Origin of the sequence: Stenotrophomonas beteli (assembly GCF_001431665.1) — a bacterium.
Lineage (GTDB): Bacteria > Pseudomonadota > Gammaproteobacteria > Xanthomonadales > Xanthomonadaceae > Stenotrophomonas > Stenotrophomonas beteli.
This window is the reverse complement of record NZ_LLXV01000042.1, coordinates 12,337-32,312: the sequence shown is the minus strand read 5'-3', so window position 1 is coordinate 32,312 and position 19,976 is coordinate 12,337. Positions and strand designations below refer to the sequence as shown.

Genomic DNA, 19,976 nt, shown 5'->3' with positions numbered 1-19,976 from the left:
GGGTGGCCCGGCCTTGCGGCCGGACCGGATACCTCATTCTTCGCCCGCAGCCTGCTCGGCCGCGGCTTCCACCGCCGGGGCCTCGACCGCAGCCGGGGTGCCGGCCAGGGTCTGCATCTCCGACTCGGTGAGACCGGAAGCGCCACGACGGCGGTTGCTGTGGTACGCCAGGCCGGTACCGGCCGGAATCAGGCGGCCGACGATGACGTTTTCCTTCAGGCCACGCAGGTTGTCCGAGGTGCCGCGGACGGCCGCTTCGGTCAGCACGCGGGTGGTTTCCTGGAAGGACGCCGCCGAGATGAACGACTCGGTCGCCAGCGAGGCCTTGGTGATGCCCAGCAGCACCGGATCGAACTGGGCCGGCAGCTCGTTGCGGGTCGACAGGCGCGCATTCTCCTCGATCACGCGCTGACGCTCCACCTGCTCGCCGTTCAGGAACTTGCTGCTGCCCTGATCGGTGATCTCGACCTTGCGCAGCATCTGGCGGGTGATCACCTCGATGTGCTTGTCGTTGATCTTCACGCCCTGCAGGCGGTACACGTCCTGGATTTCCTTCACCAGGTAGGCCGCCAGCGGCTCGACACCCAGCAGGCGCAGGATGTCCTGCGGGCTCGGCTCGCCGTCCACGATGGTTTCACCCTTGGTCACATGCTCGCCTTCGAACACGATGACCTGGCGGTACTTCGGAATCAGCTCTTCGTGCTCCGAACCATCGGTGTCCTTGATGATCAGGCGCTGCTTGCCCTTGGTGTCCTTGCCGAAGCTGATGATGCCCGAACGCTCGGCCAGCACCGCCGGATCCTTCGGCTTGCGCGCTTCGAACAGGTCGGCCACGCGCGGCAGACCACCGGTGATGTCGCGGGTCTTCGATGCTTCCTGCGGGATCTTGGCGACGACGTCGCCCACGCCCACCGGGGCGCCGTCCTGCAGGTTGACGATCGAGCGCGGCGGCAGCAGGTACTGCGCCGGCAGATCGGTGCCCGGGATCGACAGGTCGTTGCCCTTGGCATCGACGATGCGGACCAGCGGACGCAGATCCTTGCCCTGCGAACCACGACGCTTCGGGTCGGTGATCTCGCGCGACGCCAGGCCGGTCAGTTCGTCGGTCTTCTCGATGACGGTGATGCCGTCGATGAAGTCCACGAAGCGCACGAAACCGGCCACTTCGGAAACGATCGGGTGGTTGTGCGGATCCCAGTTGGCCACGGTCTGGCCAGCCTTGACCGCCTCGCCGTCCTTGGAGGTGATGTTGGCACCGTAGGGCAGCTTGTAGCGCTCACGCTCACGGCCGTGCGCGTCGAGCACCGAGATTTCGCCCGAGCGCGACACTGCGACCAGCGAGCCATTGGCATGCTCGACCGACTTGAGGTTGTTGAACTTGACCGAACCGGTGGTCTTGACGGTGATGTTGTCGACCGCTGCAGCTCGCGACGCCGCACCACCGATGTGGAACGTACGCATGGTCAGCTGGGTACCCGGCTCACCGATGGACTGGGCGGCGATGACGCCGACCGCTTCACCGATGTTGACCAGGTGGCCACGGGCCAGGTCGCGGCCGTAGCAGCGCGAGCAGACACCGAACGCCGATTCGCAGGAGATGGTCGAGCGGACCTTGATGGTCTGCACGCCGGCATCTTCCAGCTTGGCGACCCAGGCTTCGTCGAGCAGGGTGTTGCGGGTGACGATCGGATCCTCGTCGTTGCCCGGCAGGAACACGTCCTCGGCAACCACGCGGCCCAGCACGCGGTCCTTCAGCGGCTCGACCACGTCGCCGCCTTCCACGATCGGGGTCATGATCAGGCCTTCGGTGGTACCGCAATCCACCTCGGTGATCACCACGTCCTGCGCCACGTCGACCAGACGACGGGTCAGGTAACCCGAGTTCGCGGTCTTCAGCGCGGTATCGGCCAGACCCTTACGGGCACCGTGGGTGGAGTTGAAGTACTCCTGCACGTTCAGGCCTTCGCGGAAGTTCGCCTTGATGGGCGTCTCGATGATCGAGCCATCCGGGCGGGCCATCAGGCCGCGCATGCCGGCCAGCTGACGGATCTGCGCCTGCGAACCACGCGCACCGGAGTCGGCCATGATGTACAGCGAGTTCATCGACTTCTGGTCGATGGTCTCGCCCTTGGCATTGACCACCTTCTCGGTACCGATGGTGTCCATCATCGCCTTGGCGATGCGCTCGTTGGTGCGCGACCAGATGTCGACCACCTTGTTGTAGCGCTCGCCGGCGGTGACCAGGCCCGACTGGTACTGCTCCTGGATTTCCAGCACTTCGGCTTCGGCCTCGGTGAGGATGCCCTTCTTCTCGTCCGGGATCAGCATGTCGTCGATGCCGATCGAGACGCCGGCGCGGGTCGCGTAGGCGAAGCCGGTGTACATCAGCTTGTCGGCGAACACGACCGTGTCCTTCAGGCCCAGCTGGCGGTAGCTGGAGTTGATCAGGCGGCTGATGTTCTTCTTGGTCAGCTCGGTGTTGGCCAGCGCGAACGGCAGGCCTTCCGGCAGGATTTCAGCCAGCAGGGCGCGACCGATCGTGGTGTCCACGATCGAGGTCTTGTTCTGCTTGTTGCCTTCCTCGTCGGTCACCACCTCGGTGATGCGGACCTTGACGCGTGCGTGCAGTTCCACCACGCGGTTGTCATAGGCGCGCTTGACTTCGGCGATGTTGGCGAAGGCCATGCCCTCGCCCTTCTTGTTTTCCAGCGAGCGGGTCATGTAGTACAGACCCAGCACGACGTCCTGCGACGGCACGATGATCGGCTCGCCGTTGGCCGGCGACAGGATATTGTTGGTGGACATCATCAGCGCACGCGCTTCCAGCTGGGCTTCCAGCGAGAGCGGCACGTGGACGGCCATCTGGTCACCGTCGAAGTCGGCGTTGAACGCGGTGCAGACCAGCGGGTGCAGCTGGATGGCCTTGCCCTCGATCAGCACCGGCTCGAACGCCTGGATGCCCAGGCGGTGCAGGGTCGGCGCACGGTTCAGCATCACCGGATGCTCGCGGATGACCTCTTCCAGGATGTCCCAGACTTCGGCTTCTTCGCGCTCGACCAGCTTCTTGGCGGCCTTGATGGTGGTGGCCAGGCCACGACGCTGCAGCTTGGCGAAGACGAACGGCTTGAACAGCTCCAGCGCCATCTTCTTCGGCAGGCCGCACTGGTGCAGGCGCAGGTACGGGCCGACCACGATGACCGAACGGCCCGAGTAGTCGACGCGCTTGCCGAGCAGGTTCTGGCGGAAGCGACCCTGCTTGCCCTTGATCATGTCGGCCAGCGACTTCAGCGGGCGCTTGTTGGTGCCGGTGATGGCACGGCCACGACGGCCGTTGTCCAGCAGCGCATCGACCGATTCCTGCAGCATGCGCTTTTCATTGCGCACGATGATGTCCGGCGCGCTCAGTTCGAGCAGGCGGCGCAGGCGGTTGTTGCGGTTGATGACGCGGCGGTACAGGTCGTTCAGGTCGGAGGTCGCGAAGCGGCCGCCGTCCAGCGGCACCAGCGGGCGCAGGTCCGGCGGCAGCACCGGCAGCACGGTCATGACCATCCATTCCGGACGGTTGCCCGATTCCAGGAAGGCTTCGATCAGCTTGATGCGCTTGGTGAGGCGCTTGAGCTTGGTTTCCGAACCGGTAGCGGCGATTTCCTCGCGCAGGCGGGTCATTTCCGACTGCAGGTCGATGGTGCGCAGCAGTTCGTACACGGCCTCGGCGCCCATCGCGGCGTCGAAGTCGTCACCGTGCTCCTGGCGGGCCTGCAGGTACTGTTCTTCGGTCAGCAGCTGGCGGCGCTCCAGGGCGGTCAGGCCCGGCTCGGTCACCACGTAGGCTTCGAAGTACAGCACGCGCTCGATGTCACGCAGGGTCATGTCCAGCATCAGGCCGATGCGCGACGGCAGCGACTTCAGGAACCAGATGTGCGCGACCGGCGATGCCAGGTCGATGTGGCCCATGCGCTCGCGGCGCACTTTGGCCAGGGTCACTTCGGTGCCGCACTTTTCGCAGACCACGCCGCGGTGCTTCATGCGCTTGTACTTGCCGCACAGGCACTCGTAGTCCTTGACCGGCCCGAAGATGGCGGCGCAGAACAGGCCGTCACGCTCCGGCTTGAAGGTACGGTAGTTGATGGTTTCCGGCTTCTTCACTTCGCCGAAGGACCACGAACGGATCAGGTCCGGCGAGGCCAGCGCGATCTTGATCGCGTCGAAGTCCAGCGTCTGGCGCTGCTGGTTGAAGAGGTTGAGCAGGTCTTTCATGGTGTTCTCCAGAAGGAGGAATGCTGTGTCGATGGGCTTTCAGTTCACTGCCAGCGGCGCGGCGGCGGACCGCCGCGCCGGCATGGATCAGTTGTCTTCCAGTTCCATGTTGATGGCCAGCGAGCGGATTTCCTTCACGAGCACGTTGAAGGATTCCGGCATGCCCGCGACCATCTCGTGCTCACCGTCGACGATGTTCTTGTACATCTGGTTGCGGCCCTGCACGTCATCGGACTTCACCGTCAGCATTTCCTGCAGGGTGTAGGCCGCGCCGTAGGCTTCCAGCGCCCAGACTTCCATTTCACCGAAGCGCTGGCCGCCGAACTGCGCCTTGCCGCCCAGCGGCTGCTGGGTGACGAGCGAGTACGGGCCGGTCGAACGGGCGTGCATCTTGTCGTCGACCAGGTGGTTCAGCTTCAGGTAGTGCATGTAACCGACAGTGGTGTGGCGGTCGAATGCTTCACCGGTGCGGCCGTCGTACAGCTGGGTCTGGCCACTGCTCGGCAGGTCGGCCAGTTCCAGCATGCGCTTGATTTCCGCTTCGGTGGCGCCGTCGAACACCGGGGTGGCCATCGGCACGCCGTCGGTCAGGTTACGGGCCAGGCGCAGCAGTTCCTCGTCGCTGAACTGCGACAGGTCGACACGGTTGGCCACGTTGGTGTCGTCGTGGTTGTAGATGTCGTCCAGGAACTTGCGCAGGTCGGCGACCGCCGCCTGGGCTTCCATCATCGCCTGGATCTTGCGGCCCAGGCCCTTGGCGGCCCAGCCCAGGTGCACTTCCAGGATCTGGCCGATGTTCATACGCGACGGCACGCCCAGCGGGTTCAGCACGATGTCCACGGTCTCGCCCGAGGCCATGTACGGCATGTCCTCGACCGGCACCACGTTGGACACCACACCCTTGTTGCCGTGGCGGCCTGCCATCTTGTCGCCCGGCTGGATGCGGCGCTTCACGGCCAGGAACACCTTGACCATCTTCAGCACGCCCGGAGCGAGGTCGTCACCGGCGGTGATCTTGCCGCGCTTGTCGGCGAAGCGACGCTCGAACTCCTTCTCGTGCGCCTGGATCTGCTTCTGCGCGCGCTCGATGGCTTCCGAAGCGTCTTCGTCCTTCATGCGCAGGGCGAACCAGTCAGCCTTCTTCAGGCCGTCGAGGAAGGCGTCGGTGATCACGTCACCCTTCTTCAGGCCAGCACCGCCGTTGACCACCTTGCCCACGATCTGCGAACGCAGGCGCATGTAGATGGCCGCTTCCAGGATGCGGAACTGGTCGTCGAAGTCCTTCTTGACGCGCTTGATTTCAGACTCTTCGATCTGGCGGGCGCGCTTGTCCTTCTCGATGCCGTCGCGGGTGAAGACCTGCACGTCGATGACGGTGCCATCCATGCCCGGCGGAACGCGCAGCGAGCTATCCTTCACGTCCGAAGCCTTCTCGCCGAAGATCGCGCGCAGCAGCTTCTCTTCCGGGGTCAGCTGGCTTTCGCCCTTCGGAGTGACCTTGCCGACCAGGATGTCGCCGGCACGGACTTCGGCACCGATGTACACCACGCCGCTCTCGTCCAGGCGGTTCAGCGCCTGCTCGGAGACGTTCGGGATGTCGGCGGAGATTTCCTCCGGCCCCAGCTTGGTGTCACGCGCAACGCAGGTCAGCTCTTCGATGTGGATCGTGGTGTAGCGATCCTCTTCCACCACGCGCTCGGAGAGCAGGATGGAGTCTTCGAAGTTGTAGCCGTTCCACGGCATGAACGCGATCAGCATGTTCTGGCCGAGGGCCAGTTCGCCGATGTCGGTGGACGGGCCGTCGGCCAGCACGTCGCCGCGGGCGATGACGTCACCGACCTGGACCAGCGGACGCTGGTTGATGCAGGTGTTCTGGTTCGAGCGGGTGTACTTGACCAGGTTGTAGATGTCCACGCCGGCGTCGGTGGCGCCAACGATCTCTTCCTCGTTGACCTTGACCACGATGCGGGCGGCGTCGATCTGCACGATCTCACCACCACGGCGGGCGTTCACGGTCACGCCGGAGTCACGCGCCACGGCGCGCTCGATACCGGTACCGACCAGCGGCTTCTGCGCACGCAGGGTCGGCACGGCCTGACGCTGCATGTTGGCGCCCATCAGCGCGCGGTTGGCGTCATCGTGCTCCAGGAACGGAACCAGCGCGGCCGCGATCGACACGGTCTGCATCGGCGAGACGTCCATGAAGTGGACTTCCGCCGGCGGCTTCAGCAGCGATTCGCCCTGGTAACGGCAGGGAACGAACTGCTCGGTCAGCACGCTGTTGGCGTCGGTCAGCGCGTTGGCCTGCGCAATGACGTACTCGTTTTCTTCGATCGCCGACAGGAACTCGACTTCGTCATAGACTTTGCCGTCCACGACCTTGCGGTACGGGGTCTCGAGGAAACCGTACTGGTTGGTGCGGGCGTACACGGCCAGCGAGTTGATCAGGCCGATGTTCGGGCCTTCCGGGGTTTCGATGGTGCAGACGCGGCCGTAATGGGTCGGGTGCACGTCGCGCACTTCGAAGCCGGCGCGCTCACGGGTCAGACCGCCCGGGCCCAGGGCCGAGACGCGACGCTTGTGGGTCACCTCCGACAGCGGGTTGTTCTGGTCCATGAACTGCGACAGCTGCGAGGAACCGAAGAACTCCTTGATGGCCGCGGCGACCGGCTTGGCGTTGATCAGCTCCTGCGGGGTCAGGCCTTCGGACTCGGCCATCGACAGGCGCTCCTTGACCGCGCGCTCGACGCGGACCAGGCCCACGCGGAACACGTTCTCGGCCATCTCGCCGACCGAACGCACGCGGCGGTTGCCCAGGTGGTCGATATCGTCGACCACGCCGCGACCGTTGCGGATCTCGGTCAGGACCTTGATCACGTCCAGGATGTCGGAGCTGTCGCCATGGGCGGCAACCAGGCGCTTGGACTCTTCGTCGTTGCGCTCACCGAAGTACTTGCTGTCGTACAGCACCGCTTCGCCGGTGGTTTCCTTGCGGCCCACGCGACGGTTGAACTTCATGCGGCCGACCGCGGACAGGTCGTAGCGCTCGAAGGTGAAGAACAGGTTGTGGAACAGGTTCTGCGCGGCGTCCTTGGTCGGCGGCTCGCCCGGACGCATCATGCGGTAGATCTCGACCAGGGCTTCCAGCTGGGTCTTGGTCGGGTCGATGCGCAGGGTGTTGGACAGGTACGGGCCACGATCCAGGTCGTTCACCCACAGGGTGCCGACCGCGTCCACGCCGGCCTTGCGGAAGGCCTGCAGCTGTTCGTCGGTGATCTCGTCGTTGGCCTGGGCCAGCAGTTCGCCGGTCGAGGCATCGACCACGTCGTGCGACAGGATGCGGCCGACGATGTAGTCGTCCGGCACGGCCAGGGCAGCGATGCCCGAGGCTTCCAGCTGCTTGATGTGGCGCGCGGTGATGCGCTTGCCGGCTTCCACGATGACCTTGTCGCCGTCGGCGAGGTCGAAGCCCAGGGTTTCGCCACGCAGGCGCTCGGGCACCAGCTCCAGCTGGACGCCTTCATCCGGGTTGATGTGGAAGGTGTTGATCTCGAAGAACTCGGCCAGCATCTCTTCGTTGCTGTAGCCGAGCGCGCGCAGCAGGATCGACACCGGCAGCTTGCGGCGGCGGTCGATACGGGTGAACAGCGCGTCCTTCGGGTCGAACTCGAAGTCCAGCCAGGAACCGCGGTAAGGAATGATGCGGGCGCTGTACAGCAGCTTGCCCGAGCTGTGGGTCTTGCCACGGTCGTGGTCGAAGAACACGCCCGGCGAGCGGTGCAGCTGCGAGACGATGACGCGCTCGGTGCCGTTGACGATGAAGGTGCCGTTCTCGGTCATCAGCGGGATTTCGCCCAGATAGACCTCCTGCTCCTTCACGTACTTGATGGCCTTGGTCGACGACTCACGGTCGTAGATCACCAGGCGCACGGTGACGCGCAGCGGGGCGCCGTAGCTCATGCCGCGCTGGCGGCACTCGCGTTCGTCGAAGACCGGTTCGCCCAGCTTGTAGCCGACGTATTCCAGGGCAGCATTGCCGCTGTAGCTGGCGATCGGGAAGACCGACTTCAGCGCAGCGTGCAGGCCGTGGTCCGTGCGCTTGGCCGGATCGACGTTTTCCTGCAGGAATTCACGATAGGAATCCACCTGGATGGCAAGCAGGAACGGCACTTCGAGAATCGAGCGCTGCTTGCCGAAATCCTTGCGGATACGCTTTTTTTCGGTGAACGAATAGGACGTCATGAGGTCTTCCACCTTGTTGTGCGGGCCGTGCGTCCACGACCCTGAAGGGAACTTGAAATTGTCAGTTGGAAGTCGCTGGTATTGCCGGCACCAGCACGCCTTCTCCCGCTACTTCCAACTGCCAACTCGTCTGCATCCACTCCCCCGCTGCCGCGCTCTGCGCTGGCCTGCCGGGGTCTGACCGCAGCCCGTGTTGGGCTTTTTCCTGCTTTTGAAACAGTCGACTAACAGTCGACCCTACCGGTACCGCAACAACGACCAAAGGCCGGGGGCTTACGCCCCCAGCCTTGGCTGCATCGCCGTGAATCGATGACGATGCAAGGGAAGTGCTTACTTGACTTCGACAGTCGCGCCAGCAGCTTCCAGGTCCTTCTTCATCTTCTCGGCTTCGTCCTTCGAAGCGGCTTCCTTCAGGACGCCACCGGCTTCGGCCAGGTCCTTCGCTTCCTTCAGGCCCAGGCCGGTGATGGCGCGGACGGCCTTGATGACTTCGACCTTCTTCTCGCCGGCAGTCTTCAGGGTGACGGTGAATTCGGTCTGCTCTTCAACAGCAGCAGCCGGGCCGGCGGCAGCAGCCACGGCAACCGGAGCAGCGGCGGAGACGCCGAACTTCTCTTCGATGGCCTTGACCAGCTCCATCACTTCCATCAGGGACTTCTCGGCGATGGCGTCGACGATCTGTTCGTTGGTAAGGGACATGATAAATACCTTTGGATGATTTTCTGGGTTGAGGTTCCGTCAGGAACCACGGTAAGTCGAAACTCAGGCGGTCTCGGCGGCCGGCTCGGCAGCGTCGGCGGCGACGTCGCCACCCCCCTGCTTCTCGCCAACAGCCTTGATCGCGCGGGCGAACATCGTGACCGGCTCGGTCAGGACGCGGGCCAGCATGGCCAGGGCCTGATCGCGGGTCGGCAGCGAGGCCAGCACGTCAACGTGGCTTGCCGGGAACACTTCGCCACCGATGGCGACGACCTTAGCCTTCAGCTTGTCGTTGCCCTTGGCGGCTTCCTTGATCAGGCGACCGGCAGCGCCGGGCTCCTCGAGCGAGAACGCGTACAGCAGCGGACCAACCATCTGGTCCTGGGCGACTGCGAACTCGGTGCCTTCAACGGCGCGCGAAGCCAGGGTGTTCTTGACAACCTTCAAGAAAACACCGGTTTCACGAGCCTGCTTGCGCATCGCGGTCATCTGGGCGACCGTGGTGCCAGCGTATTCGGCTGCGATCAAGGAGTGGGCCTTGGCGGCGACGTCTGCCAGCTCGGCGACTACTTCTTGCTTCTGGGACAGATTGAGAGCCATTGCACTCCTCCTATTGAACTCCGCTTACGGCTCCTGCCGTGTGCGGTCCTGTGCGGCATCCGTCCTGGACGCCGGGAACATCGGGATGATGTTCCGGGGGTGGGCCGTTCCAGACCTGGAGGCAATCAGGGAAATCCCAGACATGCGTGAACCAGAAAAACTCCAGAAGGGCACCATCTACGCAGGGTGATTCCGGGGAATCGATTAAGCGCTCATGACTGCTCCGGCGGCGACTCCTTGCCAGATCGAGCTTCCGTGCCCGTCGCCGGTATTGCCACGACCGCGCCTGCGGTCTTTGACGGCTACCACCGGCGATGCACTGCCAGCGATGCCTTCAAATGTCACGGTCACGGCACCCGGGGCACCGTGACCGCTTCAAACAATTACTTCAGGGTCAGCGACGACTGGTCGACGGTGACGCCCGGGCCCATCGTCGAGCTGACCGAAACCTTCTGCAGGTAGGTGCCCTTCGAGGTGGCCGGCTTGGCCTTGATCAGGTCCAGCAGCAGCGCGGTCAGGTTCGACTTCAGCGCGTCTTCGGCGAAGTCGGCCTTGCCGATGGTGCAGTGGATGATGCCGGCCTTGTCGGTGCGGTAACGGACCTGACCCGACTTGGCGTTCTTCACGGCTTCACCCGGGTTCGGGGAAACGGTGCCGACCTTCGGGTTCGGCATCAGGCCGCGCGGGCCCAGCACGGTGCCCAGCTTACCGACGACGCGCATGGCGTCCGGGGTCGCGATGACGACGTCGTAGTTCAGATCGCCGGCCTGCATCTTCTCGGCCAAGTCATCCATACCGACGGCTTCGGCGCCAGCGGCCAGGGCTTCGTCAGCCTTGGCACCGGCCGGAGCGAACACGGCAACGCGGACCGACTTGCCGGTACCGGCCGGCAGCACGGTGGAGCCACGGACCTGCTGGTCGGACTTCTTCGCATCGACGCCCAGGCGCACGGCAACGTCGATCGACTCGACGAACTTGGCCTTGGTGGCGCTCTTCAGGATGTTGATCGCGTCCTCGAAGGCGTATGCCTTGCCCGGAACGACGGCGGCCTTGATGGCCTTCTCACGCTTGGTCTGTGCCATCTTATTAACCCTCCACCACGAGGCCCATGGAACGGGCAGAGCCAGCGATGGTACGCACGGCGGCGTCCAGGTCGGCGGCAGTCAGATCCGGTTCCTTCGCCTTGGCGATCTCTTCCAGCTGCTTACGGGTGACCTTGCCGACCTTCTCGGTGTTCGGGCGCTTGGAGCCCGACGAGATGCCAGCGGCCTTCTTCAGCAGGGTGGTGGCCGGGGTGCTCTTGGTGATGAAGGTGAACGTACGGTCCGAGTAGGCCGTGATGATCACCGGAACCGGCAGACCCGGCTCGAGCTTCTGCGTGGCAGCGTTGAACGCCTTGCAGAATTCCATGATGTTCAGACCACGCTGACCCAGCGCGGGACCGACCGGCGGCGAGGGGTTGGCCTGACCGGCCTTCACCTGCAGCTTGATGTAACCGACAACTTTCTTTGCCATGTGAGTGCTCTCCGGGTGCTAGCGCCTTTCGACAACAGGCTCCCCATCGGACCGGGAATCACGCGTCCCGGCATCGCGTTTTGAAATCATGCCGAAGGCCACCTTCCGGCGGCCTCGTCCCGCTGGCTTCCCAGCGGGGAGCCGCGCACTATAACAGGTTTTCCCTTCACATGCCTGAAGCGGCACGTAAACGAGAGAAACCGGGCCAAGCCCGGTTTCTGTTCAGGAGTCGAGCATGGCTCGACTCTACAGCTGGATCAGACGGCCTTTTCGACCTGGCCGAACTCGAGCTCGACGGGCGTGGCACGACCGAAGATCAGTACCGAGACGCGCAGACGGCTCTTCTCGTAGTTGACTTCTTCGACGACGCCATTGAAATCGTTGAACGGGCCGTCGGTGACGCGGACCATCTGGCCCGGCTCGAACAGCACCTTCGGGCGCGGCTTCTCGACACCTTCCTGAACACGATTCAGGATGGCTTCGGCCTCGGAGTCGGCGATCGGCAACGGACGATCGGCGGTGCCGCCGATGAAGCCCATCACACGCGGGGTTTCCTTGACCAAGTGCCAGCTTTCGTTGTCGATGCGCGGGATGCCGGCTTCTTCGTGGGTCTCGATCTGGACCAGCACGTAGCCCGGGAAGAACTTGCGCTCGGAGCGGCGCTTCTGGCCAGCGCGCATCTCGACCACTTCTTCGGTCGGGACCAGGACGTCGCCGAAGCGCTCTTCCATGCCGTCACGGACGATGCGATCGCGCAGAGCCTGCGCCACCGACTTCTCGAAGCCCGAATAGGCGTGAACGACGTACCAACGCTTCATGCAAATCTCCTTAGCGGCTCAGGAACAGCTGAACCAGCCACTGAATGACGTAATCGAACCCACCCAGCAGCAGGCTGAGAATGGTTACCACCACCATCACGACCCAGGTCATGCGGATGGCTTCCTGGCGCGTCGGCCAGACCACCTTGCGCAGTTCGAAACGCGACTCGGAGAGGAATTCGCGGGTGTCGCGCCCCTTGCCGGTCAGCATGAACACGCCGATACCGCCAACCAGGCCGACCACAACCGCCAACGCACGCAACTGACCGCCCCACGCACCCAGCTGGGCGGCGCGACCGGAGTCGGCGGAGAACCAGAACCAGACGAACAGACCGGCCAGCACCAGCAGCGATGCGGCGACATACTTGACGATATCCCCGCCCGTGGCGGAGGTGTCCTTGGAGTGTTCGATCTTGCTATTCATCCGGCTGTGTCTGCTTTAGCGGCCCAGGCCGCTGGATAAGGTGGGCAGATGGCACGCCAGGAGGGACTCGAACCCCCAACCTGCGGTTTTGGAGACCGCTGCTCTGCCAATTGAGCTACTGGCGTACGTTTGAAACTTGCCTTCCCTTAGACGGCGAAGGCGGACCGAGGTTCCCGGCCCGCCATTCGCGTAACCGGCAGCGCTATGCAACCGCCGGCACTGCAGGCTTACTTGATGATCTTCGAGACCACGCCGGCGCCGACGGTACGGCCACCTTCGCGGATGGCGAAGCGCAGGCCTTCGTCCATGGCCACCGGGTTGATCAGGGTGACGACCATCTTGACGTTGTCACCCGGCATCACCATTTCGACGCCTTCCGGCAGCTTGGCAGCGCCGGTGATGTCGGTGGTGCGGAAGTAGAACTGCGGACGGTAGCCGTTGAAGAACGGGGTGTGACGGCCGCCCTCGTCCTTCGACAGGACGTAGACTTCGCCTTCGAACTCGGTGTGCGGGGTGATCGAACCCGGCTTGGCCAGAACCTGACCGCGCTCGACGTCGTCACGCTTGGTGCCGCGCAGCAGCAGACCGGCGTTGTCACCTGCCTGACCCTGGTCCAGCAGCTTGCGGAACATTTCCACGCCGGTGACGGTGGTCTTCTGGGTCGGACGGATACCGACGATTTCGATTTCGTCGCCGACCTTGATCACGCCGCGCTCGATACGACCGGTCACCACGGTGCCGCGACCCGAGATCGAGAACACGTCTTCCACCGGCATCAGGAACGGCTTGTCGATCGCACGCTCCGGCTCCGGAATCCAGGTGTCCAGCGCCTCGACCAGCTTGATGATGGCCGGCACGCCGATGTCGCTCTGGTCGCCTTCCAGCGCCAGGCGGGCCGAACCCGCGATGATCGGGGTGTCGTCGCCCGGGAACTCGTACTTGCTCAGCAGCTCGCGCACTTCCATCTCGACCAGCTCGAGCAGCTCGGCGTCGTCCACCATGTCGGCCTTGTTCAGGAACACGACGATGTACGGCACACCGACCTGACGCGACAGCAGGATGTGTTCGCGGGTCTGCGGCATCGGGCCGTCAGCGGCCGAGCACACCAGGATCGCGCCGTCCATCTGGGCGGCACCGGTGATCATGTTCTTGACGTAGTCAGCGTGGCCCGGGCAGTCAACGTGGGCGTAGTGACGGGTCGGGGATTCGTATTCGACGTGCGCGGTCGAGATCGTGATACCACGCGCCTTCTCTTCCGGCGCAGCGTCGATCGCGGAGTAGTCCTTGAACTCGCCACCGAAGCGCTCGGCACCGATCTTGGTCAGTGCGGCGGTCAGCGTGGTCTTGCCGTGGTCGACGTGACCGATGGTGCCGACGTTGACGTGCGGCTTGGTGCGCTCGAACTTACCCTTGGCCATGGCTGCTTATCTCGAATTCGTCTGAGAGGTGATGCTGAAGATGGTGCTCACGAAAGGAATCGAACCTTCGACCTCTTCCTTACCAAGGAAGTGCTCTACCGACTGAGCTACGTGAGCCGAGTTTTGCATTATGACATGAACTCGATAATATTCAAAGTTCATTCAATGGAGCGGGAGACGGGAATCGAACCCGCACCATCAGCTTGGAAGGCTGAGGTTCTACCATTGAACTACTCCCGCGCCGGGAATGTCACAACGTGAAACTGGTGGAGGGAGGTGGATTCGAACCACCGAAGGCGTAAGCCAGCAGATTTACAGTCTGCCCCCGTTGGCCGCTTGGGTATCCCTCCTTACCACCCCGTTCCGTTGCCGCCGAAGCGTTGCGGTGTGTGGTGGTGAGCCGCTTATTCTGCTGATGGGACGGAGGCCTGTCAACGCTTTTTTCCATCTTTTTCACACGTTGTCGCAAACCCATTGATACGCAAGGTTATTGCCCGGGGACCGGCAGGGTCTCGCTGGCGAAAATTGCGACATGAGGGACACCGTCGGCGCCAATCCAGCCCCGATACATGCCCTGGGTGTTGAACGGCGTGGCCATTTTTCCGTCCGCCGCGAGCACGATCGCGCCGCCGTCGCCGCCCATCTTCGGAATCGATTCGTTGATCACGCCTTTGCCCGCCTGTTCCGGGGTCTGCCCCTGGTAGCGCATGCGTGCACAGATCTCGTACGCTGCGGCCGTGCGGATGTAGTACTCGCCCCAGCCGGTGCCTGACACGGCGCAGCGCGCATCGGCCCAGGTGCCCGCACCGATGATCGGCGAGTCGCCCACCCGGCCATAGCGCTTGTTGGTCATGCCGCCGGTGGAGGTGCCCGCCGCGAGCTGCCCCTGCGCATCCAGGGCGACCGCACCGACAGTTCCGAAATGCCTTGCGGTCTCCAGGTCGGCATGGGCCTGGCCGCTGGCCTCTTCCTTCAACGCACGCTGCAGCTGCTGCCAGCGCTTTTCGGTGCGGAAGTACGACGGATCGACCAACGCCGTGCCCTGCTCCACTGCGAACGCCTCAGCGCCCTGCCCAACCATCATCACGTGCCTGGACTTCTGCATCACCGTCTGCGCGAGCAGGATCGGGTTGCGCACCCGCTGCACGCCTGCCACCGCACCGGCGGCCAGGGTGGCGCCGTCCATGACCGCGGCATCCAGCTCATTGCGGCCGTCGTGGGTGAACACGGCCCCCTTTCCCGCATTGAAGGTGGGATCGTCCTCAAGCACGGTGATCGCCGCCGTGACCGCGGCCAGCGCCGGACGGCCGGCGGCCAGTTCGGCGTGGCCCTTCAGCAGCGCGGCACGCAGTGCCTCGCGCGCGGCCTTCTCTTCGGCCGGCGACAGATCCTTGCGCTCGACACCGGCACCGCCGTGGATGACCAGCAGCGGCGAAGCCGCCGGCGCGGCCTGGGCGAGCATCGGCAGGGACAACAGCGCGGACAGCGCCAGGCGCAGTTTCATCAGGTACGTCTCCAGCAGTAACGAGGAATGGATTGCAGGGTAGTGCCGGCCGCTGGCCGGCGAGGGGCGTATCAGGGAATGTGCGTTGCCGGCCAGCGGCCGGCACTACCGAAGCGTGAACTCGATTGCGCCGTCGTCGATGTCGGCCAGGGCGTGGTAGTCGGCCCCGGCCTGGACATCATCCAGCCGCATGCGGCTGCCGCTGGCGACCACCCTCACCGGCACCGCATGGAAGCGCAAGGGTTCACCCTCCACCAGTCGGTCGGCATCGCGACCGGGACTGACCACCCAGACCTTGCCCTCGCCATCGGCACTGTAGACCTGGGCCTGGCCATCGGGTTCCACGCACAGCGCGGTGTCTTCATCCACGCCGATGCCGACGATGCCGGGATCACCGCTGTCCTGCGCGGCGCGCGCCACGAACACGATCAGGCGACCGAGCCGGTCACGCTTGTCGAAGTGGGTGTCGGTGACCACGCGCTGCAGGTAAGGCATCTGCAGGAAACCATGGTCCAGGGTGACCGCGCTGCCCATGGGATCGGCCAGCGCACCGGCGGAGGTGATGCTGCCCCCATCCAGCGCGCCATAGGCGTAGCCGCCAAGGATCGCCAGGCCAGCACTGGTGCCGGCGATCGGCTTGCCGGCACGCACGTGTGCATTGAGCGCACGGTTGAGCGCGGTGCCTTTCCAGAAGCGGATGTAGCGCGACTGGTCGCCACCGGCGATGAAGATGGCGTCGGCTGCCGCCACCACGCGCAGCACGGCCGGATCGTCGGCGCCACGGCGGCTGTCAAAGACCAGGGTCTGCACGGCGGTGGTGCCGCCGATGTCGTGGTACAGCCGGTCCTGCAGTTCATCGCTGCCGGAGGCACGCAGGATCAGCACGCGCCCGTTGCCGGCCTGCCGCAACCACCACTGGAAGGCGCCGGGCACCCATTCACCACCGCCCATCAGCATCATGGCCGGGGCGCGCGGACCGGGGCGCGGCGCGTCCAGATCGCCCACTTCGTAGTAGGCAAAGCCCGGACCGTGCAGGTCTTGCGCGGACGTGGCCAGCGGCCAGGCCAGCACCAGGACCACCAGCCAGGTGATCGGGGCCAGGGCCCGATGGAGGCGTCGCATCTTGATCTCCCTGAACAAAATCGACCTGCAAGCGTTTTCACTCTTTGCCAGATGGCCACCCAGTAGTCAAGAGCATGAAAAAGGCGTTAAATGCGCGCGCCCATTGCTCAAACATGAATGGGGGACAGGGCCCCTCCTCTGCGGGCCGGCATCATTCTTGAGAATTCCTCATGCGTAGACAGGCGATGGCGTGGTCGATCCAGCTGGCGTTGCTGGGCGTGGCTGCTTCCGCAGCGGCCCAGGCACCGGCTTCTTCTTCGGTTCAACAACTGGATGCGGTGCAGGTCACCGGTTCGCGCATTCCGCGCGCCCAGGTGGAAGGCCCCGCCCCGATCACGGTGATCAATGCCGAGCAGATCCGCTCGAGCGGTTTCACCAGCGTGCCGGACGTGCTGCGTGCGATGACCCAGAACGGCGGCGAGACCCAGAGCCAGCAATCGTCCAACGGCGCCGACTTCTCGCCGGGCGCGCAGCAGGTAGACCTGCGCGGGCTTGGCCCGAACCACACCCTGGTGCTGGTCAATGGCCGCCGCATCGCCGACTTCCCGATGCCGTTCAAGGGCCGCAGCAATTTCACCGACGTCTCCAACATTCCGCTGGGGATGATCGAGCGCATCGAAGTGCTGACCGGCAGCGCCTCGGCCATCTACGGTTCGGATGCGATCGCCGGCGTGGTCAACTTCATCCTGAAGAAGAAGGCCGACGGCACCACGGTTGACCTGCGCATGGGCACCACCACTGAAGGCGGTGGCGAATCGTTCGACATGAGCATCGCCAGTGGATTCAGCCACGGCGGTTTCAACGCCGTGTACAGCGTCGAGCTGCAGTCGCAGACCCCGTTGTGGGCCTACCAGCGCGGCATCCAGGATTCGACCCAGGACGGCCCCACCGAAGGTTCGCGCATCGGCCGTCGCGCCTATCTGCGCACCGACTACAACGATGACTATCTGGACCCGGGTGTGGCCACCTGCGATGCACTGGCCGCACAGAACCAGGGCAGCACCTACCACGCCTACCGGCCGCGTTACGGCTACTACTGCGGCAGCGACGCATCGATCGGTTACGGCACCATCCTGAACAAGCGCCGCGGCGCCAACGGCTACGCGTCGCTGAGCTACGACTTCGACAACGGCCAGCAGTGGTTCGCCGATGTACAGCTGGGCTACCACACGCTGTCGCTGATGCGCGACGTCACCTCGTGGGGCCGCATGGACGCCAACGGCGATGAGTCGGGCTACTTCAACAACGAAGCCACCGGCGGGATCGAGTTCTGGCAGCGGCAGTTCTCCCCTGAGGAAATGGGCGGACTGCGCAACGCCATGGTGCGCAGCACGCAGCGCACCTTCAGCGTGACCACCGGCTTCAAGGGCAATCTGGCCGGCAACTGGGACTACGAAGCTGCCCTGGGCCACTCGCAGTACCAGTCCCGCATCAGCTGGGCGCAGATCGTCGCCGCCAGGGCCAATGACCTGTTCCTGGGCCCGCAGCTGGGCGAGGATGATGAAGGCTTCCCGATCTACAACGCCGACCCGTCGCGCCTGTACCGGCCGCTGACCCGCGCCGAGTACGATTCGATTGCCGCGCGCACGACCTACACCCCGAAGTCGCGCACGGAGACGGCGGCCTTCACCCTGACCAACAGCGAACTGTTCGGCCTGCCGGGGGGCGATGCCGGCTTCGCGGCCACCGTGGAAGTGGGCCAGCAGGCGTACTCGCTCAATCCCGATCCGCTGGCGACGCAGTACTACTACTACAGCTGGAAGGATTCAGACGGCAAGGGCTCGCGCAACCGCTGGGCCACCGCCGCCGAACTGCGCCTGCCCCTGCATGAGACGGTCAACCTGAGCGTGGCCGGCCGTTACGACCAGTACCGTTATTCCGGCCACACCATCGGCAAGGCCACCTGGAGCGGCGGCCTGGAATGGCGCCCGATCGATTCCCTGCTGGTGCGCGGTTCGTATGGCACCGCGTTCCGGGCGCCGGACCTGCACTACGTGTTCGCAGGCCCGGGCAACGACGAGACCAGCGCCGAAGATCTGTACACCTGCCGCCTGGAAGAGGCCAGCGACTGCGCCGACTACGAGCGCGATCTGGTCCGCAGCCGCACCGGCAACCGCCAGCTCGACCCGGAAACCAGCACCTCGTGGAGCGCCGGATTCGTCTGGTCGCCGGCCATCGGCCTGGACCTGTCGGTGGACTGGTTCGACATCGACATGCGCAACCAGGTGCAGGATATGGACGTGCGCACGATCCTGGCCAATGAAGCCAACTGCCGCCTTGGCAGCGCAGACATCCGCTCGCCGACCTGCGTGGACGCGCTTGGCCGCATCACCCGTACCGCCGACGGCCGCCTGTACGGCGTGCGCGTAGAGCCGATCAACGTCGCCCGCGAGTCCACGTCCGGCATCGACGTCGGCCTGCGCTACCGCCTGCAGACCCGCATCGGTGACTTCATCCTCAACGGCACCCACACCTGGGTGAAGCAGCATGATTTCCAGCGTTTCGCTGGCGATGTGAGCGAGGACCAGTTCGCAGTCAACAGCGGCTTCGACATTCCGCGAACCAAGACCAGCCTGAGCGTGACCTGGGAGAAGGCGGCGTGGTCGGCCACGGTCTACGGCTCGCGCCTGGGCAAGCTGCCGACCTCGGACAGCTACGACCAGGTATTCGACTGGGACAGCGGCGACAGCCCGTACGTCAAGGCAACCTACCGCTACAACGCATCGGTGCAGTACCGCTTCGACGACCATTCGCGCCTGTCGCTGTCGGTGGTCAACGTGTTCAACAAGATGCCGCCGAAGGACCTGACCTATACGGCCTACCCGTACTACGACGTGTCCTGGTTCGACAGTGTCGGCCGCACGATCAACCTGCAGTACACCCACAAGTTCGGCGGCAGCGCGCTGTAAGGCACGCCGCATTGCAGGATGTGGACAGCAGGGCCCGCCATTGGCGGGCCTTGTTGTTTGCGGCCTTGGTTGATGCCCACCTTGGTGGGCGACTGCCAGAGCGGGCCATCCGGGGTTTTCCACACCGTACGTGGAAAGCGATGGGAACTTGGTGTGGACAAGTGGGCGGGAGCACTGCGCCGCAGGCGTTTCCGGGCGTGGTTATTTTTTGTCCACGACCCAGATTGTTTTCCACACGGTACGTGGAGAGCGATGGGAACTTGATGTGGACAAGTGGGTGCGAGCGTTACGCGGCAGGCGTTTTCGCGCGCGGTGAAATTTTGTCCAGGTGACGCGGGCAGGCTCGTGTAGCGCCGAGCCCATGCTCGGCTCCGGCTGGCATCAGCCGATGCATGGGCTCGGCTCTACGGCGGTACGCGGGGTTTTCCACACCCGACGTGGAAAGCGATGGGAGTTTGCTGTGGACAA

Annotated in this window: 12 protein-coding genes and 4 tRNA genes; 1 reads left to right on the top strand and 15 read right to left on the bottom strand. The window is 64.4% G+C overall.

Features of this window, described 5'->3' with window-relative positions; all coding sequences use genetic code 11:
* Positions 1–33: 33 nt before the first annotated feature.
* From rpoC to ARC23_RS11125, 15 genes are all read right to left on the bottom strand, one after another.
* Positions 34–4,257 carry a DNA-directed RNA polymerase subunit beta' gene (gene rpoC, locus ARC23_RS11195; protein WP_057497301.1) on the bottom strand — a complete coding sequence of 1,408 codons (4,224 nt, stop codon included), beginning with the start codon at positions 4,255–4,257 and terminating at the stop codon, positions 34–36.
* A gap of 87 nt (positions 4,258–4,344) precedes the next feature.
* Positions 4,345–8,499, bottom strand: coding sequence for a DNA-directed RNA polymerase subunit beta (gene rpoB / locus ARC23_RS11190; RefSeq protein ID WP_057497300.1), 4,155 nt, complete (start codon positions 8,497–8,499; stop codon positions 4,345–4,347).
* Between the two features lie 330 nt (positions 8,500–8,829).
* The gene (gene rplL, locus ARC23_RS11185; protein WP_057497299.1) at positions 8,830–9,198 is read right to left on the bottom strand and encodes a 50S ribosomal protein L7/L12; all 369 of its coding nucleotides are present in this window, start codon (positions 9,196–9,198) and stop codon (positions 8,830–8,832) included.
* Between the two features lie 63 nt (positions 9,199–9,261).
* Positions 9,262–9,798 (bottom strand): 50S ribosomal protein L10, encoded by a 537-nt coding sequence (rplJ, locus tag ARC23_RS11180; RefSeq protein WP_005408203.1) that lies wholly within the window; start codon positions 9,796–9,798, stop codon positions 9,262–9,264.
* Positions 9,799–10,181: 383 nt separating this feature from the next.
* A complete protein-coding gene (gene rplA / locus ARC23_RS11175; RefSeq protein ID WP_004154350.1) occupies positions 10,182–10,880 on the bottom strand; it encodes a 50S ribosomal protein L1 in 699 nt (232 codons plus the stop codon).
* A gap of 4 nt (positions 10,881–10,884) precedes the next feature.
* Positions 10,885–11,313 (bottom strand): 50S ribosomal protein L11, encoded by a 429-nt coding sequence (rplK, locus tag ARC23_RS11170; RefSeq protein ID WP_004145248.1) that lies wholly within the window; start codon positions 11,311–11,313, stop codon positions 10,885–10,887.
* A 257-nt stretch (positions 11,314–11,570) separates the two neighbouring features.
* On the bottom strand, positions 11,571–12,131 hold the full coding sequence (gene nusG, locus ARC23_RS11165) for a transcription termination/antitermination protein NusG (protein ID WP_004154362.1): 561 nt from the start codon (positions 12,129–12,131) through the stop codon (positions 11,571–11,573).
* Between the two features lie 10 nt (positions 12,132–12,141).
* Positions 12,142–12,555 carry a preprotein translocase subunit SecE gene (secE, locus tag ARC23_RS11160; protein WP_057497298.1) on the bottom strand — a complete coding sequence of 138 codons (414 nt, stop codon included), beginning with the start codon at positions 12,553–12,555 and terminating at the stop codon, positions 12,142–12,144.
* 49 nt (positions 12,556–12,604) lie between these two features.
* Positions 12,605–12,680: transfer RNA gene (locus ARC23_RS11155), tRNA-Trp, on the bottom strand.
* 102 nt (positions 12,681–12,782) lie between these two features.
* The gene (gene tuf, locus ARC23_RS11150) at positions 12,783–13,973 is read right to left on the bottom strand and encodes an elongation factor Tu (RefSeq protein ID WP_057497297.1); all 1,191 of its coding nucleotides are present in this window, start codon (positions 13,971–13,973) and stop codon (positions 12,783–12,785) included.
* Between the two features lie 41 nt (positions 13,974–14,014).
* A tRNA-Thr gene (locus tag ARC23_RS11145) sits at positions 14,015–14,090 on the bottom strand.
* Positions 14,091–14,139: 49 nt separating this feature from the next.
* Positions 14,140–14,213, bottom strand: a tRNA-Gly gene (locus tag ARC23_RS11140).
* Between the two features lie 24 nt (positions 14,214–14,237).
* Positions 14,238–14,323 (bottom strand) — tRNA-Tyr (locus ARC23_RS11135).
* A gap of 137 nt (positions 14,324–14,460) precedes the next feature.
* The gene (locus tag ARC23_RS11130; protein WP_057497296.1) at positions 14,461–15,477 is read right to left on the bottom strand and encodes an isoaspartyl peptidase/L-asparaginase family protein; all 1,017 of its coding nucleotides are present in this window, start codon (positions 15,475–15,477) and stop codon (positions 14,461–14,463) included.
* A gap of 105 nt (positions 15,478–15,582) precedes the next feature.
* Positions 15,583–16,599, bottom strand: coding sequence for a cyanophycinase (locus ARC23_RS11125; RefSeq protein ID WP_057497310.1), 1,017 nt, complete (start codon positions 16,597–16,599; stop codon positions 15,583–15,585).
* 170 nt (positions 16,600–16,769) lie between these two features.
* Here ARC23_RS11125 and ARC23_RS11120 point away from each other — a divergent pair, with 170 nt between their 5' ends.
* Entirely contained in the window at positions 16,770–19,508 is a 2,739-nt protein-coding gene (locus ARC23_RS11120) for a TonB-dependent receptor plug domain-containing protein (protein ID WP_057497295.1), read from the top strand.
* Positions 19,509–19,976 lie beyond the last annotated feature (468 nt).

Bases quoted from the DNA above. Each gene is read 5' to 3' on its own strand.
- rpoC (WP_057497301.1), bottom strand. From the start codon at position 4,257: ATGAAAGACCTGCTCAACCTCTTCAACCAGCAGCGCCAGACGCTGGAC.
- rpoB (WP_057497300.1), bottom strand. From the start codon at position 8,499: ATGACGTCCTATTCGTTCACCGAAAAAAAGCGTATCCGCAAGGATTTC.
- rplL (WP_057497299.1), bottom strand. From the start codon at position 9,198: ATGTCCCTTACCAACGAACAGATCGTCGACGCCATCGCCGAGAAGTCC.
- rplJ (WP_005408203.1), bottom strand. From the start codon at position 9,798: ATGGCTCTCAATCTGTCCCAGAAGCAAGAAGTAGTCGCCGAGCTGGCA.
- rplA (WP_004154350.1), bottom strand. From the start codon at position 10,880: ATGGCACAGACCAAGCGTGAGAAGGCCATCAAGGCCGCCGTCGTTCCG.
- rplK (WP_004145248.1), bottom strand. From the start codon at position 11,313: ATGGCAAAGAAAGTTGTCGGTTACATCAAGCTGCAGGTGAAGGCCGGT.
- nusG (WP_004154362.1), bottom strand. From the start codon at position 12,131: ATGAAGCGTTGGTACGTCGTTCACGCCTATTCGGGCTTCGAGAAGTCG.
- secE (WP_057497298.1), bottom strand. From the start codon at position 12,555: ATGAATAGCAAGATCGAACACTCCAAGGACACCTCCGCCACGGGCGGG.
- tuf (WP_057497297.1), bottom strand. From the start codon at position 13,973: ATGGCCAAGGGTAAGTTCGAGCGCACCAAGCCGCACGTCAACGTCGGC.
- ARC23_RS11130 (WP_057497296.1), bottom strand. From the start codon at position 15,477: ATGAAACTGCGCCTGGCGCTGTCCGCGCTGTTGTCCCTGCCGATGCTC.
- ARC23_RS11125 (WP_057497310.1), bottom strand. From the start codon at position 16,599: ATGCGACGCCTCCATCGGGCCCTGGCCCCGATCACCTGGCTGGTGGTC.
- ARC23_RS11120 (WP_057497295.1), top strand. From the start codon at position 16,770: ATGCGTAGACAGGCGATGGCGTGGTCGATCCAGCTGGCGTTGCTGGGC.